This is a genomic window from Undibacterium sp. Dicai25W (assembly GCF_049340505.1).
Lineage (GTDB): Bacteria > Pseudomonadota > Gammaproteobacteria > Burkholderiales > Burkholderiaceae_D > Undibacterium > Undibacterium jejuense.
This window is the reverse complement of record NZ_JBMPOQ010000027.1, coordinates 23,376-40,694: the sequence shown is the minus strand read 5'-3', so window position 1 is coordinate 40,694 and position 17,319 is coordinate 23,376. Positions and strand designations below refer to the sequence as shown.

Annotated in this window: 12 protein-coding genes and 2 tRNA genes; 7 read left to right on the top strand and 7 right to left on the bottom strand. The window is 46.8% G+C overall.

The genetic code is table 11. From position 1 onward, the window contains the following. Positions 1 to 165: 165 nt before the first annotated feature. Entirely contained in the window at positions 166 to 696 is a 531-nt protein-coding gene (locus tag ACO0KY_RS18470) for a GNAT family N-acetyltransferase (protein WP_423048539.1), read from the top strand. 182 nt (positions 697 to 878) lie between these two features. Here the strand turns inward: ACO0KY_RS18470 and ACO0KY_RS18465 are convergent, their stop codons facing one another. Together ACO0KY_RS18465 and ACO0KY_RS18460 are read right to left on the bottom strand one after the other, a co-directional pair. Beyond that, positions 879 to 1,349 (bottom strand): DUF1854 domain-containing protein, encoded by a 471-nt coding sequence (locus ACO0KY_RS18465; protein WP_423048537.1) that lies wholly within the window; start codon positions 1,347 to 1,349, stop codon positions 879 to 881. Further along, positions 1,346 to 3,607 (bottom strand): ABC transporter ATP-binding protein, encoded by a 2,262-nt coding sequence (locus tag ACO0KY_RS18460; protein WP_423048535.1) that lies wholly within the window; start codon positions 3,605 to 3,607, stop codon positions 1,346 to 1,348. The genes ACO0KY_RS18465 and ACO0KY_RS18460 overlap by 4 nt, the downstream gene beginning before the upstream one ends. 377 nt (positions 3,608 to 3,984) lie before the next feature. On the opposite strand from ACO0KY_RS18460, the gene cphA (ACO0KY_RS18455) reads away from it, so the two are divergent. Both cphA (ACO0KY_RS18455) and cphA (ACO0KY_RS18450) read left to right on the top strand, forming a co-directional pair. Further along, a complete protein-coding gene (gene cphA / locus ACO0KY_RS18455) occupies positions 3,985 to 6,168 on the top strand; it encodes a cyanophycin synthetase (protein WP_423048533.1) in 2,184 nt (727 codons plus the stop codon). Between the two features lie 218 nt (positions 6,169 to 6,386). Beyond that, complete coding sequence (gene cphA / locus ACO0KY_RS18450) at positions 6,387 to 8,957, top strand: cyanophycin synthetase (RefSeq protein WP_423048531.1); 2,571 nt, start codon at positions 6,387 to 6,389, stop codon at positions 8,955 to 8,957. Positions 8,958 to 9,031: 74 nt separating this feature from the next. Here cphA (ACO0KY_RS18450) and ACO0KY_RS18445 read toward each other — a convergent pair whose 3' ends face one another. The 4 genes from ACO0KY_RS18445 to ACO0KY_RS18430 all read right to left on the bottom strand — a co-directional run bounded on the left by ACO0KY_RS18445 (position 9,032) and on the right by ACO0KY_RS18430 (position 11,345). Further along, the gene (locus tag ACO0KY_RS18445) at positions 9,032 to 9,478 is read right to left on the bottom strand and encodes a hypothetical protein (RefSeq protein WP_186911894.1); all 447 of its coding nucleotides are present in this window, start codon (positions 9,476 to 9,478) and stop codon (positions 9,032 to 9,034) included. Positions 9,479 to 9,631: 153 nt separating this feature from the next. Beyond that, positions 9,632 to 10,177: a cysteine hydrolase family protein gene (locus ACO0KY_RS18440; protein ID WP_423048529.1), complete on the bottom strand. Its 546-nt coding sequence runs from the start codon at positions 10,175 to 10,177 to the stop codon at positions 9,632 to 9,634. Positions 10,178 to 10,297: 120 nt separating this feature from the next. After that, complete coding sequence (locus ACO0KY_RS18435; protein ID WP_422989883.1) at positions 10,298 to 10,642, bottom strand: ribbon-helix-helix domain-containing protein; 345 nt, start codon at positions 10,640 to 10,642, stop codon at positions 10,298 to 10,300. 121 nt (positions 10,643 to 10,763) lie between these two features. After that, positions 10,764 to 11,345 (bottom strand): DJ-1/PfpI family protein, encoded by a 582-nt coding sequence (locus ACO0KY_RS18430; protein WP_423048527.1) that lies wholly within the window; start codon positions 11,343 to 11,345, stop codon positions 10,764 to 10,766. 368 nt (positions 11,346 to 11,713) lie between these two features. On the opposite strand from ACO0KY_RS18430, the gene ACO0KY_RS18425 reads away from it, so the two are divergent. Beyond that, positions 11,714 to 13,045: a diguanylate cyclase gene (locus ACO0KY_RS18425; protein WP_423048525.1), complete on the top strand. Its 1,332-nt coding sequence runs from the start codon at positions 11,714 to 11,716 to the stop codon at positions 13,043 to 13,045. Positions 13,046 to 13,153: 108 nt separating this feature from the next. On the opposite strand, the gene uvrB is transcribed toward ACO0KY_RS18425, so the two are convergent. Next, positions 13,154 to 15,259, bottom strand: coding sequence for an excinuclease ABC subunit UvrB (gene uvrB, locus ACO0KY_RS18420; protein ID WP_186911919.1), 2,106 nt, complete (start codon positions 15,257 to 15,259; stop codon positions 13,154 to 13,156). Positions 15,260 to 15,484: 225 nt separating this feature from the next. On the opposite strand from uvrB, the gene ACO0KY_RS18415 reads away from it, so the two are divergent. The 3 genes from ACO0KY_RS18415 to ACO0KY_RS18405 all read left to right on the top strand — a co-directional run bounded on the left by ACO0KY_RS18415 (position 15,485) and on the right by ACO0KY_RS18405 (position 16,983). Next, entirely contained in the window at positions 15,485 to 16,699 is a 1,215-nt protein-coding gene (locus ACO0KY_RS18415) for an aromatic amino acid transaminase (RefSeq protein ID WP_423048523.1), read from the top strand. Between the two features lie 59 nt (positions 16,700 to 16,758). Further along, positions 16,759 to 16,834: transfer RNA gene (locus ACO0KY_RS18410), tRNA-Asn, on the top strand. A gap of 73 nt (positions 16,835 to 16,907) precedes the next feature. Next, positions 16,908 to 16,983, top strand: a tRNA-Asn gene (locus ACO0KY_RS18405). Positions 16,984 to 17,319: the final 336 nt, after the last annotated feature.

Sequence of the window (17,319 nt, the reverse complement as noted above, 5' to 3'; positions counted from 1 at the left end):
CACATGTAAAATGGCATCCGTAAATTAATATTACTCTGGAAAAGTAGGATCACAAGAAAAAGTTTTTGATATTACTTTTGAGCAATAAAAGGAATTCTGATCAAAGCATGGTCCATCATAAACAGAGCCATAGTGTGCAAGTAAAAATAGAATACACGTATCTTTATGCAAGCAATTATCACCAATAGATTGGCGTTGCGTTTATTCAACATCAACGATGTAAAATTCGTTTATGAACTCATGAACGACCCAAGCTGGATTAAAAACATCGGTAATCGAGGCATCAGCGATCTGGAAAAGGCACGGGCATGGATAGTTGAAGGTCCATTAGCTTGTCAAGCCAGATTCGGATTTAGTTTTTACGTTGTCACCTTGCGTGACACAGGTATCGCCATTGGTTGTTGTGGCTTAATTAAACGCGATGTGCTTGAACACGCTGATATTGGATACGCATTTCTACCAGCTTACTGGGGGAATGGTTACGCGTTGGAAGCTGCCCTCGCGACGGTGAGGCATGCAGAAGAAGATCTTGGTCTAGACAAGTTACTCGCGATTACGTCACCAGACAATATCAGTTCTAACAAACTCATTAAAAAGATGGGTTTTAACTTAGATGATGTCATTGTGCTGAATTTATCTGGCGAGAAAAAGCTAAGCAACTTGTACAGCCATACTTTTCCAAGAAGAACTTCTTGATTTTCTATTGAAAGAACTTACTTGAGGACATTTCCGCAAAAAAATACGTAGACGTAGGCGGAGCTGAATTGCTATAAAGCGCTCCAATCTGGTTGGTGCTCTTTGCAGAACAATTTCATTAGGTTTAAGCAATATCCCCCAGCAAGGTGCGACAAAATCACTGGGGCGATGTGTCTAAAATTCTATAAGAAGCGATCAAGAATTTTGCGGCTATGTTTATCAATCTCAAACATATCCCGTATCAAAAATTGTATCCCATGATTATCGGTAATCAGTAACGACGTGGCACCTATGCGGCGTATATCTTCATCGCCTTTGAGCACAAATTCAGTTTCGCCACGGTCTGTACTAACGCTCCACGTGCACGGCACAGCAAAGCTGCTGACGCCTTTAATGTGAGAGATCTCCGGCATGAATTCACGCCCTTCCAGCTCTTCCATCACCAGAGTTCTGGAGTTGTCTGAGAGGTCTGATAGCTCATTGATCCATGCAACCTCACGACCATCTGTCAGCACCATAGAAATACCGATTAATGGTGATTGAATCGGAAATGCGCGCACTGGCACCACACCCTCAAATACTTCACCAGCTTCATTCGTCAAAATAAGCTTGCCGAAGGAATTACGTTGCAATTCAAATTTTGTTGTACTCATTCTTCACTCTCAGCTAAAGCGGCATTTCTGGCTTGTGCCTGATACAAGTTGTAGTAAGCGCCCTGTTTTGCCATTAATTCGTCGTGCCCACCAACTTCAACGATTTGTCCGCGATCCAGCACCACCAGACGATCTGCTTTATGTAAGGTCGATAATCGATGTGCAATCGCAATCGTAGTGCGGCCTTTGACCAGATTATCGAGGGCTTTTTGAATTTCTTTTTCTGTTTGCGAGTCAACCGAAGATGTCGCTTCGTCCATGATCAGAATACGCGGATCAATCAGCAAGGCGCGAGCAATCGAAATACGCTGACGCTCACCACCTGACAAGCCCTGACCGCGCTCACCGACCATAGAATCGTAGCCTTGTGGTAGACGCAAAATGAACTCATGCGCATGTGCTGCACGGGCAGCTGCAATAATGTCTTCGCGGCTTGCGTCTGGTCTGCCGTAGGCGATGTTTTCTGCAATGGTGCCGAAGAATAAGAAAGGCTCTTGCAAGACCAGACCAATATTACGGCGGTAATCTGACACGGCAAATGAACGGATATCAACCCCATCAAGCAAAATCGCACCTTCCGATACGTCGTAGAAACGACAAATCAGATTGACTAAGGTACTCTTACCGGAACCACTATGTCCGACGAGACCAATCATTTCACCTGGTTTGATATTGAGTGAAATACCGCGATTGACGGCACGATTTCCATAACGGAAACCAACTTCACGCAATTCAATCTGACCTTTGACTTCATTCACCTTCACTGGGTTTTGCGGATCAGGAACGCTGGAAACATGGTCTAAAATATCGAAAATACGCTTCGCCGCTGACGCCGATTTTTGCGTGACTGACACGATGCGGCTCATAGAATCGATACGGCCATAGAAGCTGCCAATGAAAGACACCGCGGCTACCAATGCACCGACAGTAATCTCACTTTTTGAAACTTGCCAGATACCAAATGCCCACACCACCAAAATACCGATGTCAGTCAAAAATGACACGGTAGGTGAAAACAGCGACCAGACTTTATTGAGCTTATCGTTGACTACCAGATTGTGTTTATTCGCGTCACGGAAGCGCCCTGCTTCTCGCGCTTCCTGAGCAAAGGCTTTCACCACACGAATACCAGGAATGGTATCGGACAACACATTCGTCACTTCCCCCCAAACGCGGTCAATTTTTTCAAATCCGGTGCGCAGTTTGTCGCGTACCAAATGAATCGTCCAGGCAATAAATGGCAACGGCAATAAAGTGACGAGCGCCAGCTTGGTATTAATTTCCAGCAAAAAGGCGGCTGTCATAATAAACATTAATACGTCTGTGGCAAAATCGAGCAAATGCAGAGATAAATACACGCAAATACGGTCACTCTCGCTACCAATACGTGACATCAGATCGCCGGTACGCTTGCCACCAAAATACTCTAAGGACAATTTCAGTAAGTGTTCGTAGGTAGCAGTACGAAGATCCGCTCCAATACGCTCAGAAACTAAAGCGAGGATATATGTTTTACCCCAACTTAATAACCATGCAATCAGTGCAGAGCCAAGCAAGCCGCCGATATAGGTGACAACCAGTCTTGGATCTACAGCCTGATGGCTTTGGTACGGGATCAATACTTCGTCAGTTAATGGCTTAGTCAGATAGCGCGGAATCATATGCGCGGCAGTACCCAATAGCATCAGCGTGAAACCGATCAACAACTGAAATCTGTAGGGACGTGCAAAGCGCCATAAGCGAAACAAAGTCCAGGTAGAAGGAGGCGTGTAAATAACTTTAGTACAAACCGGGCACTCTTCCTGATCAGGCTCTAATACAGCTTTGCAGCTAGGACAAATGTTTTGTTCGACTTCGACGACAGGCAAACCACTTATACGGCTTTCTAATTGTTTGTTGAACTGATCCAGCAAGCGGATCGCCAACAAATTCTGCCCCAGGGTAAAACGCCAGGTAGCCAGCAAACCTTGCTTATCTGTCAACTGAAGATAACCGACGCCAGCGTGATCATAGTGCGTGAGTTGCAAATCTTTGCGATACGCCCAGCTTTTCCATGCCGATTCGCCCGCGGTGCGAGATAAAATAGCTTGGTCAGTGACCACGATGAGGCCTTTAACAAAGCGAAGTTGATGATCTAAGTCAACCTCAAACGCACTTAAAACGTTTTCGCCTTTGGCGACTTGCTTTGATAATTCGTCTTGCCACCTCGCAGGAAGTGACAATATAGGCGACTCTGAACTGATTTGTGGTGTGGTCATCGTGCTGCAAACTCCGGCGGTAGAGCTTGTCCCGCATCAAATCGGGACATATTTTTGAAAAAAAGGGATAACTTGACTTCCGTTATAGGCTTAAGGCATATCACGGAGACAGCAATTTACGGTATTCTATCGAATAGAAAATAATCAAGCGAAACTGATCATGAGGTTTAACTGCTGTTGCGCTAACGCGCAAGTATATCAGCAAGCATCCCTTCTGAAGCCGGTTTGTATTGATTAGATGAATTGCGCCAGATGGAAATAAATTAAAAAAACCATTTTTATTTCCAAAATAACAAAGAATGTCCTGAATAAGAGAATAAAAACTCTAAAATGATAAGACCCGGTCAAAACAACCTGGCCTAAAAGAAATTACTTACATGACGACAAAGAAGAAAGACATCAGCATTCTCCGTGTAAATCATTTGCGCGGACCGAATATCTGGACCTACCGCCCTGTGATTGAAACGTGGCTGGACATCGGTGCGCTGGAAGACACGCCCTCTGACCAGTTACCAGGGCTTTATGAAAGACTAACAACCTGGCTGCCTGGCCTGATCGAACATCGCTGCGGTGTTGGCGAACGTGGCGGTTTTTTAGAGCGACTCAAAGAAGGCACCTGGGCTGGTCATATTCTGGAGCACGTTGTCCTCGAACTGCAAAACCTGGCTGGTATGCGCACCGGATTTGGACAAACTCGCTCGACGCATTTGGTTGGCGTCTACAAAATGGCGTTCCGTACCCGCGAAGAACAAGTAGGTCGCGCAGCATTGAATGCTGGCCGTGAATTATTGATGGCAGCAATTGAAGATCAGGCGTTTGATGTCGCCGCCAAAGTCAACGAATTGCGTGAACTGGTCGACGACCGTTGTCTCGGCCCGAGCACTGCAAATATTGTTGATGCAGCAACTGCGCGCAAAATCCCCTCAATACGCCTGACAGATGGCAACCTTGTGCAACTTGGTTACGGTGCAGCACAACGTCGCATCTGGACAGCTGAAACCGATCGCACTAGTGCGATTGCTGAAGGCATTGCTTCCGATAAAGATTTAACCAAAACCTTGCTCAAGAGCTGCGGCGTTCCTGTGCCTGAAGGCTGCATCGTCCGCAGCGCCGAAGAAGCCTGGGAAGAAGCGCAAGACATCGGTTTGCCAGTGGTTGTCAAACCTTACGATGGCAACCATGGTCGTGGCGTATCCCTCAATCTGATGACGCAAGCTGATGTTGAAGCGGCGTATCATCTGGCAGCCCGCAAAGGCGATAGCAAGAGCGTTATTGTCGAACGCTTTATCGCTGGCGATGAACACAGAATTTTGGTTGTTGGCAAAAAAGTCGTTGCCGCTGCCAAAGGTGAATCCTTATGGGTCGTTGGTAATGGTACTTCCAATATCAAACAACTGGTTGATGACCAAATCAATATAGATCCACGTCGCGGCACTGGAGAAGATTCACCGTTGAACGCGCTGGACCCCGAATATGGCGCCGAAATTTTACTTGAGCTCAAACGTCAGGGTATGGATGCCTTCTCGATTCCAGTCGATGGACAACGCGTTCTGATCCAGCCAAATGGTAACGTCGCAATGGATGTCACGGACACCATTCATCCGGAAGTTGCTGCCGCTGCAACCTTAGCAGCGCGCATCGTTGGTCTGGATATCGCAGGCGTTGATCTGGTTGCTGAAGATATCTCGAAACCTCTTTCTCAACAGCGTGGCGCGATTATTGAAGTTAATGCTAGCCCGGGTCTGCTGGCTCATATCAAACCAGCCAATGGTGAAGGTCGTGAAGTAGGCAAAGCGATTGTTGAACATTTGTTTGCGCCAGAAGAATCTGGACGAATCCAAATCGTTGGCGTTGCTGGTACACGTAATGCAAGCCTGATTTCTCGCCTAATCGGCGCCTTACTGCATATGAACAATATGCAAACCGGTGTCGCTAGCAGCCAAGGTCTGTATTTAAATAAACGTCTGGTTACCGAAGGCAATTGCGCTACATGGGAGAGTGGTCAGCGTTTGCTGATCAATCGCAATGTTCAGGCTGCTGTGTTTGAAACCAATGCACGGACGATCTTGACTGATGGACTCGCGTACGACAAATGCAGCGTCGGAGTGGTCACCGATCTGGACGGACATACTGAATTGGCGGACTTTTATATTCAGGATGCTGACCAGATGTACAAGATCATGCGTACTCAGGTCGATGTTATTTTGCCTGATGGCGTCGCAGTCTTGAATGCTTCTGAACCAGCAGTTGTCGAATTAGCTGAACTGTGCGATGGTAAAGTTATTTTCTACGCGCTGGATGCGACACTGCCGGTGATCGTCAAACATCGCGAAGAAGGTGAGCGCGTTGTATTCGTACGCGATCAGAACATTGTCCTTGCCAACGGCGCTGAAGAAACAGCCTTGTTGCCGCTCTCTTCGTTAAAGCCAGCGAAAGCGGCGCAACCGGAAAGTATATTGGCAGCGGTGGCAGCAGCTTGGGCTCTGAATATTGATCCGGAACTGATAGAAGCAGGACTCAGAACCTTTGATTCCAACCAAAAACGGAATATTGACGAGTGATTGCATAGGACATTCCAGTTGCTTGGGTAGATTGCAGTTCTTCGTAACGCAAACTTAAACAATTAACTGGAATAAGCAGCTGGAATAAGCAGCTGGAATAAGCAGTTGGGCTAGCATAGTCCGCTCAATGACTATTTGATTTACATTTTACAGTTGGCGATGCACGGCACACGGCACCTCGCCAATTGATTTATGACCTTTCAACAGGACTAAGTTTTATGGAAGTATCACGCATACGTGCCCTGCGCGGCCCCAATTTGTGGAGCCACCATACGGCAGTAGAAGCCATCGTCGCCTGCAGCGAGGCTGAATGCTCAATTGCGAGTCTGATCGGATTTGAAGACCGCTTGCGTGCCTTATTCCCTGAATTAAGCGTATTGCAACCTACCGGACACAATGACGCCATTCCGATGGCACACGTATTTGAGTTAACGGCGCTTGGCCTTCAAGCACAAGCTGGCTGCCCGGTAACGTTCAGCCGTACCACGCAGACCTTAGAACCTGGAATTTTTCAGGTGGTGGTTGAATACACCGAAGAATCAGTGGGACGCCTGGCGCTTGAGCTTGCAGAAAAGCTGATCGCTGCCGCATTAAACAATGAGAATTTTGATCTGAATGCCGCACTTGACCAATTGCGCGAGCTGGATGAAGATATCCGTTTGGGACCTTCAACGGGTGCAATCGTCAACGCTGCATTGGCACGCAACATCCCCTATCGTCGCCTGACTGATGGCAGCCTGGTCGTTTTTGGCTGGGGTTCGCGTCAACGCAAGATTCAAGCCGCCGAAATGGATGGCACCAGCGCCATTGCTGAAGCGATTGCCCAAGATAAAGAATTAACCAAAAAATTATTACACGCTGCTGGTGTTCCGGTGCCTATGGGGCGCTCTGTCACCAGCCCTGATGACGCATGGGAAGCCGCTTTAGAAGTTGGCCTGCCAGTGGTTATCAAGCCAAAAGACGGCAATCAGGGTAAAGGCGTGACCGTCAATGTGACGACGCGCGAACAACTCGAAGCAGGCTACCATGCAGCGTCAGAATTCCGTGACGACATTCTGGTAGAACGTTTCTTACCAGGCAATGATTTCCGTTTGCTGGTAATAGGCAATAAATTAATTGCCGCGGCACGTCGTGATCCACCGCAAGTAGTTGGTGATGGCAAACAATCAGTACGACAGCTCGTTGAACAGGTCAACAAAGACCCACGTCGCGGCAGCGGTCATTCGACCTCTCTGACAAAAATTCGCTTTGATGATATCGCACTCGCCAGTCTTGCCAAACAAGGTTTTGAAGCTGATTCGATTCCGCCAAAAGGTCAACGCGTCGTATTGCGTAACAACGCCAACCTGTCAACAGGTGGCGCGGCAACCGATGTGACCGATGATGTCCATCCAGAAGTTGCAGCGCGCGCAATCGCAGCAGCCCAAATGGTGGGTCTCGATATTTGTGGCGTCGACCTGGTTTGCGACAGCGTCTTAAAACCGATCGAAGCACAAAATGGCGGCATCGTCGAAGTCAATGCCGCGCCTGGTTTACGCATGCACTTGTCACCATCATTCGGCAAAGGGCGTGCAGTTGGTGAAGCGATTATTGACGCGATGTTTGAAGATGGCGACGATGGCCGCATTCCTATCGTTGCAGTCACCGGCACCAATGGCAAAACTACGACCGTACGCTTAATCGCGCATCTGATGACAGCAAGTGGCTTGCGGACTGGTATGACCAATACCGACGGCGTCTACGTTGAAGGACGTCAGATTGATAGCGGCGATTGCAGTGGCCCGCGCAGTGCTCGCAATGTATTGTCCCATCCTGACGTTGATGCGGCAGTATTCGAAACAGCACGCGGCGGTGTTTTACGTGAAGGCCTGGCTTACGATCGTTGCCAGGTTGCCGTCATTACCAACATCGGTTCTGGCGATCATTTAGGCTTGAATTACATCACCACGGTAGAAGACTTAGCGGTCTTAAAACGTGTGATTGTGCAGAACGTGGCTGATGACGGTTATGCAGTCTTAAATGCCGCCGATCCTATCGTCGCAAATATGGCGGCAAACTGCCCTTCTCCGGTAATTTTCTTTGCCGCAGATAAGCAAAATGCCGTTATGGCAGCGCATCGGGCCCAAGGTAAACGTACAGTGTATGTCGACAATGGAAACTTAGTTGCCGCTGAAGGCAAGTCACGTGAATGTATCCCGATGACTGAAATTCCTATCACGCGCAACGGCAGTATCGGATTCCAGGTTGAGAACGTTATGGCATCGGTAGCAGCAGCCTGGGCGGCTGGCATTAGCTGGGAACACATCCGCGAGGGTTTAAAAACCTTCGCAAATGAAGCTGACAATGCACCAGGTCGCTTCAACGTGTTTAACTACCGAGGTGCAACGTTGATTGCTGATTATGGTCATAACCCGGATGCAATTTTAGCCTTGGTCAAAGCGGTAGAAACCATGCCGGCAAACCGTCGCTCCGTCGTCATCAGTGGCGCTGGTGATCGCCGTGATCAGGATATTCGTCAGCAAACTGAAATCCTTGGAAATTCATTTGATGATGTCGTCTTATACCAGGATCAGTGCCAACGTGGTCGTGCGGATGGTGAAGTTGTTGCACTGTTGCGTGAAGGCTTGAAGAGTGCAACTAAAACCACGCGCATCGATGAAATCAATGGCGAATTTGTCGCTATCGACCTGGCGATGAACAGATTAAATGAAGGAGATTTATGCCTGATTTTGATTGATCAGGTCGAGGAAGCTTTAGCGCATATTGCTCAACGTGTAGCAAAAGACTAAATCAGATTCACAACACATAAAAAATGCCGGCGCGAATATTTTGTGCTGGCATTTTTATTTTCAGTTCATCAAATTCAGGCTTCTGCTTCCTTTACCACGCCTACAGCGCGAAAAACATTAGCCCCACTGGCAAGCATATAAACGCCGGTACAGAGGAACATCATCGCAAACAGCTTGGGAATTAAACTGAAGGAGTCACCAGGAAAAGTTCGCCAAACGATCACACTAACGATAGGAAAGAACAAACCAAACAACATACGACCAAACCAACCGGCATTACCTTCTGCACCGGTGGCGCAATTTTTATATGCCAGCGCCTTGAATACACCACTTTTATCGGTGCCGGCAAGAACTACTTCATTGCCCTCATTAATCAACACTGGCTCTTTTGACTTCAATGTCACTTGCTTATCGCCAACTTGAAACATGGCGATATGTGTTGTACTAACTTCACTTTCATTGCCGCCGCTGATGCTGACGGTATTGCGCACGCTTGCAGCCTGTCCTTTAAGTCTGTCCATCCTTGTCTCCATTTGATTTTTTTAATTTACTTCATTTGATTAACCTCGTATTACTACTGTTCTACTGTTTGCTCTACATCTCACTGCTCACTACGTACTACGTACTACTTACTAGCTAAAAACCAAAACTCACAAGCGAATTCCTACCCAAACCTACACCGACAAACCAAACACGATCTGCTCGCTTGCAATCGCTTTGATTGCCGGTCCAAAACTCCGGATATTAGGTAAAGTGGCATTGTGGTGTGCACGTATCACTACCGCCTCAGCATGCGCTTTATCATGCGTCGTATGCGCATCTGCAACAAGAATTACCGGAAAACCCAAAGCAGCAGCACGTCTTGTGGTGGTGTCCACACAAAACTCGGTCGCATAACCGCAAATCAAGACCTGCTCGGTGCCCCATTGCGTCAATAAATCAGTCAAATTGGTATTTAAAAATGAATCTGGGGTCGTTTTTCGCAGAATCACATCCCCCTCCTCAACCAGCAAGCCAGATTCCAATTGCCAACCTTCGAAACCAAACTCTAATGCGGTTCCAGCCGTTTCATGCTGCACAAACACAACTGGTGCGCCAGCTAAACGCGCACGTTCAGCCAGCGTATTGATACGCGAGATGATCAGATCGGCTTCAAATGGACGAGGCTCCGCATCAAACAAGCCACGTTGTACATCAATAATGAGTAAAGCTGATTTCATAGGTATCCGAAAATTGGTTTAACTAAAAATTTAAACTCCGGTAACGACGCAACCTGCGTCAGACGATTCGAGAGTTGGAAAAGGGGTCTCAACATTTGGATCAATTGCATCTGCCCTCAGTCAACTCATCGAAGGAATACGCAACTGCCTGACCAACCCGACGCCAGTGAGCGGAATATGTTTGTCGCTAGAAATATCACCATCTACAATCAGTGACGTATAGCGCAAACAGCAAACACGCAAAAAAGAGGAAAAATTATCTATATGACCGCGGTATTGGGTCAACTCATCATAGAGTTTGGTAATCAATTGATTGGTACTAAGACCATCGCGTTCAGCGATTTCTTGCAAGGTATGCCAGAATAGTTTTTCAAGCCGGATAGAGGTCACCACGCCATGCAGGCGTATTGAGCGCGCTTTTGATTCATACAAGCCAGGATCGGCCTTTACAAAAATCTCACACATAGATTCTCCCGCACATCGACAAGAAATCACGCAGTACTGGCGCAAATTTGTTGCTAAGGATTGCAGCAAAGCACAACTAGCAATTTTGCGTCAGTTGTCGATTATACGGGTAGTGTTAGATTTACAAATGTATTTTTGTACCTAATAGAGACAAAAATTGAGCAATCCATGCCGGGTGCGCAGGCCAAGCTGGCGCTGTCACAAAATTCTTATCTGTGATTGCTTCTGTTACAGCGATTTGGGCATAATGCCCACCAGCAGCCTCCACTTCTGGCTGACAAGCGGGGTAGGCGGAACAGCGAACACCTTCCAATACTTTTGCAGCGGCTAAGATTTGGGCACCGTGGCACACCGCTGCCACAGGTTTATTGTTTTGTGCAAAATATTGCACAATCGCGATGACGCGGGAATTCAAACGTAAATATTCTGGCGCTCTACCACCAGGAATCAACAAACCATCGTATTCAGTCTCGTTCACTTTGGCAAAATCATGTGTCACAGTAAACCGATGCCCAGGCTTCTCTGTGTATGTTTGCTGCCCTTCGAAGTCATGAATAGCGGTCATCACAAAGTCACCAGCTTGTTTATCGGGGCAAACCGCATGAACCTGGTACCCAATCGCCAGCAGCGCCTGAAACGGCACCATTACCTCATAGTCCTCGACAAAGTCGCCGACCAGCATAAGAATTTTTTTACTTGCCATGATGTCTCCAGAAATATAGTCTAGTATGTCAGCATTGCTTTGACTTAATGCCACAACTCTTTTAGTCTGCAATGAGACTCACTGCAGTACACAATTTAAGAGCCATTGAATTGTTAAGCGGATTGACATCAATGTGGTAATTGCGGGTTACTACATCAAAATTTAGAGATTCTCGTCAAAAGGCAATCATAATTGGCAAGATCGAGCCGCAGTGCAGGTCTAGCTAATTATTAAATACCAAATAAACAACCCTGCACAAATTTTCATCATGAAATAAAACGAATTAGGAAGAATTTCGTATAAAATTCTTCCTCGCAACATAGGCTATGGTGTCTAGGTTGAAAAGGCAAAAAGTGCACGGAGTCAAAATGCCAGAAGTTGTATCAATTTTCAAAAATAAAGTACTGCTGCTTACCCAGACTTTTTTCATCAAAGATAACAAAAAAGAACTCTTACTTTGCGCGCACAAGTACGATTTTGACATCCTGTTTTTTGACCAGATGAGTGACTTTGTCACAGCGGTACAAACCTCCGATGGCAATGACCTGTTCGTAATCGATCTGGACGTGCTGTATAACATGCAAAATGACATGTCTCAGCAACGTCGTCAAACCATGTTCCTCAGTGATTTACTGCAGCGTCTGCCGCAGAGTAAACACTATGTGTATTTGCAAACTGTACGCCAAGGTGAGCGTTTCCTATTACAGCAAAAATTAGTGGAAAGCAATTGCCTGGCTTACGCGGAAAAACCAATCACGAACGATATTTTGGTCGATAAATTATTTAATCTGTTCGGCAAACACAAACGTGGCGAATTAAATGCGATTGTTTATCTCGGCGACACAGCACCGCTTGATACAACGATGTTAGAAGAAAACGGCGTAGAATTAATTCAATGCTTAGACGCACGTTCTTTACATCTGCGGGTTAAAGAAACCCAGCCTGATATCGTATTAATCAACGAAGCCCAATATTTGAACACCGAAGCCTTAGTAGGGGTCTTGAAAAAGAATATTGAGTTTGATCCCGGTCGGGCAATCATCATGCTGCAAGACCAGTCTTCCCCGGCACTGGCACGCAAAGCGCTCGATAGCGGCTTTGATGAAATCCTGAATGTGACAGACATCGATGTATTAACCCGTCAGGTGCTCAATCGTATCAATAAAATTCGTGCAAGTAAGGATTTAATTAGCCGCGACCGTGCAACCGGTCTGCTTAATAAAGTAGGCTTACAAAACAAAGCGCTCGATATGATACGACGCGCCGCCATATCTGAAAAATCTCTCGCGTATGGCGTCATCGATATTGACAAATTCAAGACCATTAACGACACCTGGGGACATTATTTTGGTGACATCGTTATTAAGCGACTTTCGCTGATTTTGTCGGCACATTTAGGTGAGCATGACTTACTCAGCCGATTTGGTGGTGAAGAGTTTGTTGCTGTATTTTGGGATACAGATCTTGAACAAGGCAAACGCAAGCTAGACGAAATGCGACTAGCTTTCGGCAAGGTTGCCTTTGAAGTAACTCCGGGCGAAATCAAAAACTTTAGCTTCAGCGGTGGCGTCGCCGATTTTCCTAGTTTCAAAACAGAAAATGCGTTGTTCTTGCAAGCGGACGCAATGCTATATCAAGCCAAGCAAGGTGGCAGAAATCAAATCTGCATTGCAACACCTGACTTGAAAGATTGCGCTTAACATTGAAGACGTGGATCGTGCTTAAGGCGCCATCCACATCATCCCACTTCAAAAAGCAGTCATTTACAAACATGCTGCCTAAAAAGCGATAGTCTCTATCGCTTTTTTTTATTTACCTGCGATGACTCCAAGTACATCATGCCCACCAGCGCCAAATAATAATTCTTTGAGGTGTGCCAACTGATCTCGCACTTGTGCCGCTTTTTCAAATTCAAGATTTTTGGCATGATCAAGCATGAGTTTTTCCAGACGTTTGATTTCACGACTGATTTGCTTCTCGCTCATCATTTCGTATTTAGCCGCCTCTTGCGCTATTGCCAAATCTTCCTTCGCTTCTTGGGGATTATAGACGCCATCAATAATGTCTTTAATCTGCTTACGAATGCCGGTTGGCGTAATATTATTTTCGAGATTGAACGCCAATTGCTTGTTGCGACGGCGCTCTGTTTCACCCATTGCACGTCGCATTGAGTCGGTGATTTTATCGGCGTATAAGATTGCTTTACCATGCAGGTTACGCGCCGCGCGACCAATGGTCTGAATCAAACTGCGCTCTGAACGTAAGAAACCTTCTTTATCGGCATCCAGAATTGCGACCAACGACACCTCCGGAATGTCCAAACCTTCGCGCAGCAAGTTAATTCCGACCAAGACATCAAAGGTACCCAGACGCAAATCGCGAATAATCTCTACCCGCTCTACGGTATCGATATCGCTATGCAAATAGCGCACCTTGATGCCATTTTCACCCAAGAATTCAGTCAATTGTTCAGACATGCGCTTCGTCAGGGTAGTGACTAATACGCGTTCATTTTTCTTCACGCGATCGGTAATTTCACCCATCAGGTCATCGACCTGTGTTAAAGCTGGACGTACTTCAATCTCTGGGTCAACCAGACCAGTAGGACGCACAACCTGCTCAACGACCTGATCTGCATGTTGATGTTCATAATCACCTGGGGTTGCCGACACAAAGACTGTTTGGCGCAATTTACTCTCGAACTCCGCAAATTTGAGTGGCCGGTTATCTAATGCTGACGGCAGACGGAAGCCGTAATCAACCAAATTTGTTTTACGCGCGCGGTCACCGTTGTACATACCATTCAATTGTCCAGTCAGGACATGTGACTCATCCAGGAACATCAGGGCATCAGCTGGCAAATAATCGACCAGTGTCGGTGGCGGTTCACCAGCCTTGGCACCGCTCAAGTGCCGAGAATAGTTTTCAATTCCTTTAGTAAAGCCAATCTCAGCCATCATTTCCAGGTCAAAACGAGTGCGTTGTTCTATGCGCTGTTCTTCAATCAGTTTGTTTTCGCGGCGAAAAAAGTCTAATCGCTCACGCAACTCCACTTTGATCGTTTCTATCGCCCGTAACACGGTTTCACGCGGGGTCACGTAATGCGAACCAGGGTAGACGGTAAAGCGGGCAATTTTTTGCTTAATCCGACCAGTTAAAGGATCAAACAATTGTAGATTTTCGATTTCGTCATCGAACATTTCTACTCGCAATGCTAATTCTGCATGCTCCGCTGGAAAAATATCGATCGTATCGCCACGAACTCTGAACGTACCACGCCCAAAATCCACCTCATTGCGGGAATATTGCATCTGTATCAGACGTGCGATCACATCACGTTGACTGACTTTGTCCTTGGCGCGTAAAGTCAGAATCATTTTGTGATATTCGTTAGGATTACCGATACCGTAAATCGCCGAGACGGTGGCGACGATAATGACGTCGCGTCTTTCCATTAAGGATTTAGTACAAGACAAACGCATTTGTTCGATATGTTCGTTGATGGCTGAATCCTTCTCAATAAACAAATCGCGTTGCGGGACGTAGGCTTCTGGTTGGTAGTAATCGTAGTAAGAAACAAAATACTCGACCGCATTGCGTGGGAAAAACTCACGGAACTCGCTGTACAACTGTGCGGCCAAAGTCTTATTTGGCGCAAAAATGATCGCGGGGCGTCCTGTGCGAGCAATGACGTTAGCCATCGTGTAGGTTTTACCTGAGCCCGTCACACCCAACAAGGTCTGAAAAAACAAACCATCATCAATTCCCTCAACCAACTTAGCTATCGCCGCAGGTTGATCACCCGCGGGTTCAAACATTTGGTAAAGCTGAAAAGCTGAATTAGGGAAAGAAATAAACTTTGCTTCATCCAAAGTTTCAGATAAAGCGACTGAATTCACTGGTGCTACCGCCATGGTGCTGTTACCTTTGCTAAAATATGAGGCTGTCATAGAACTTACCCAAACAGGCTCGCTTGCGCAATACCCTGGCGCAACACTAAATGCCATTGCTGCACACCGGTAGCGTCGTCTCTGGCTCACCCTAGCCTGAATTTTTGCGTAAGTCTTATGTAGTTTGCTTTAAAACATCATACCAACCATCTCTGTCGACAACGACAGACAATTATCCATATTATCACGATGACCGCCCTCACCTCTTCTCCTCTGTTTTCAGCCATAGAAATGGCTCCTCGCGACCCTATTTTGGGGATAACGGAAGCATTTAATGCCGATCAAAGTCCCGCCAAAGTCAATCTGGGTGTTGGCGTCTATTATGACGACAATGGCAAGGTTCCGTTGTTGGAATGCGTTAAAAAAGCCGAAGCCATCCTGATTGAGAAATATGCACCACGTACTTATTTGCCTATCGAAGGTTTGGCAGCCTACGACAAAGCAGTTCAAGAGCTGGTATTTGGCGCGGATAGTTCTGTCATAAAAGAAAAGCGCGCGATTACGGCGCAAGCAATTGGCGGTACCGGAGCGTTGAAATTGGGCGCCGACTTCCTGCAACGTTTCGCTCCAGACTCCGAGGTCTGGATCAGCGATCCTAGCTGGGAAAATCATCGCGCATTATTTGAATCAGCCGGATTTAAAGTCAATACCTACCCGTACTATGATGCAACTACCCGCGGCGTGAACTTTAGTGGCATGTTCGCTGCACTCAAGGCGATGCCTGCAGGCGCCATCGTGTTGTTGCACGCTTGCTGCCACAACCCGACTGGCGCGGATCTTACCGACGATCAGTGGACAAAAATCATCAATGTCGTCACGGAACGTGGATTGATTCCCTTCCTTGACATGGCATACCAGGGTTTTGGTGATGGTATCGAAGCAGATGGTCAGGTAGTACGTCGTTTTGCCGAGGCTGGTGGTACCTTGTTTGTTTCCAATTCATTTTCTAAATCATTTTCCTTATATGGAGAACGTGTTGGTGCTTTGAGCATCGTTGCGAGCAGCGCGGATGAAGCAGCACGCATCATGTCGCAATTAAAGCGTGTAATTCGTACCAACTACTCCAACCCACCATCCCATGGCGGTCAGGTTGTTGCTACCGTACTGGCAACGCCAGAGCTGCGCCAATTGTGGGAAGAAGAACTGGCAGGCATGCGTGTGCGTATACGTGAGATGCGTCAAGCATTCGTAGAAAAATTAAAAGCAAAAGCACCAGCACATCAGTTTGATTTCGTGATGCAACAACGCGGCATGTTCTCATATTCTGGACTCACAAAAGAGCAAGTACAACAAATGCGCGAGAACAACTCTATCTACGCCGTGGACACTGGTCGTATCTGTGTTGCCGCACTCAACAACAAAAATATCGATCAAGTCATCGCATCGATTGCCAAAGTTTTGTAATTGAAAACCGCCGAGGCGTTGACAAGTGATGCTTCGGCGCATATAATCTTTGTCTCTGTTCCCTGATAGCTCAGTCGGTAGAGCGACGGACTGTTAATCCGCAGGTCCCTGGTTCGAGTCCAGGTCGGGGAGCCACAGAATTTGAAGTACGTAGTGAACTTAATAAAAAATCACTGCAAAAAAGTTTAACGAAGATTTTATCTTCTATTCCCTGATAGCTCAGTCGGTAGAGCGACGGACTGTTAATCCGCAGGTCCCTGGTTCGAGTCCAGGTCGGGGAGCCAAATTTTTAAGGGCTTAACTTTATTGTTAAGCCCTTTTTCTTCGCCAGAAATTCTTGAAGCGTATCAACGATATAATTCAAATTTTTCCGGCTTGTGTTTTTCAAAAATTTTTTGAAAACATTTCCAGACACCGCTGCCAGTCTGTTTCAGTGTGGTCAGCACCCCAGGTAGTACCCAGGCTTTACACTGATTGGCTATCGCTGAATCTCGCCGCGTCAACGCATAAGATAATTTATCCATAGTACCGTAGGGCCCACGGTGCTATATCCCATGCATGGTTATGACATTTGATACACGCGAGATTTCAGTGCCCTCCCCATCCAATCGCTCCCCCCC

What these genes read in the sequence shown, in the direction of transcription:
- ACO0KY_RS18470 (WP_423048539.1), top strand. Translation starts at nt 166, where the DNA reads ATGCAAGCAATTATCACCAATAGATTGGCGTTGCGTTTATTCAACATC.
- ACO0KY_RS18465 (WP_423048537.1), bottom strand. Translation starts at nt 1,349, where the DNA reads ATGAGTACAACAAAATTTGAATTGCAACGTAATTCCTTCGGCAAGCTT.
- ACO0KY_RS18460 (WP_423048535.1), bottom strand. Translation starts at nt 3,607, where the DNA reads ATGACCACACCACAAATCAGTTCAGAGTCGCCTATATTGTCACTTCCT.
- cphA (WP_423048533.1), top strand. Translation starts at nt 3,985, where the DNA reads ATGACGACAAAGAAGAAAGACATCAGCATTCTCCGTGTAAATCATTTG.
- cphA (WP_423048531.1), top strand. Translation starts at nt 6,387, where the DNA reads ATGGAAGTATCACGCATACGTGCCCTGCGCGGCCCCAATTTGTGGAGC.
- ACO0KY_RS18445 (WP_186911894.1), bottom strand. Translation starts at nt 9,478, where the DNA reads ATGGACAGACTTAAAGGACAGGCTGCAAGCGTGCGCAATACCGTCAGC.
- ACO0KY_RS18440 (WP_423048529.1), bottom strand. Translation starts at nt 10,177, where the DNA reads ATGAAATCAGCTTTACTCATTATTGATGTACAACGTGGCTTGTTTGAT.
- ACO0KY_RS18435 (WP_422989883.1), bottom strand. Translation starts at nt 10,642, where the DNA reads ATGTGTGAGATTTTTGTAAAGGCCGATCCTGGCTTGTATGAATCAAAA.
- ACO0KY_RS18430 (WP_423048527.1), bottom strand. Translation starts at nt 11,345, where the DNA reads ATGGCAAGTAAAAAAATTCTTATGCTGGTCGGCGACTTTGTCGAGGAC.
- ACO0KY_RS18425 (WP_423048525.1), top strand. Translation starts at nt 11,714, where the DNA reads ATGCCAGAAGTTGTATCAATTTTCAAAAATAAAGTACTGCTGCTTACC.
- uvrB (WP_186911919.1), bottom strand. Translation starts at nt 15,259, where the DNA reads ATGGCGGTAGCACCAGTGAATTCAGTCGCTTTATCTGAAACTTTGGAT.
- ACO0KY_RS18415 (WP_423048523.1), top strand. Translation starts at nt 15,485, where the DNA reads ATGACCGCCCTCACCTCTTCTCCTCTGTTTTCAGCCATAGAAATGGCT.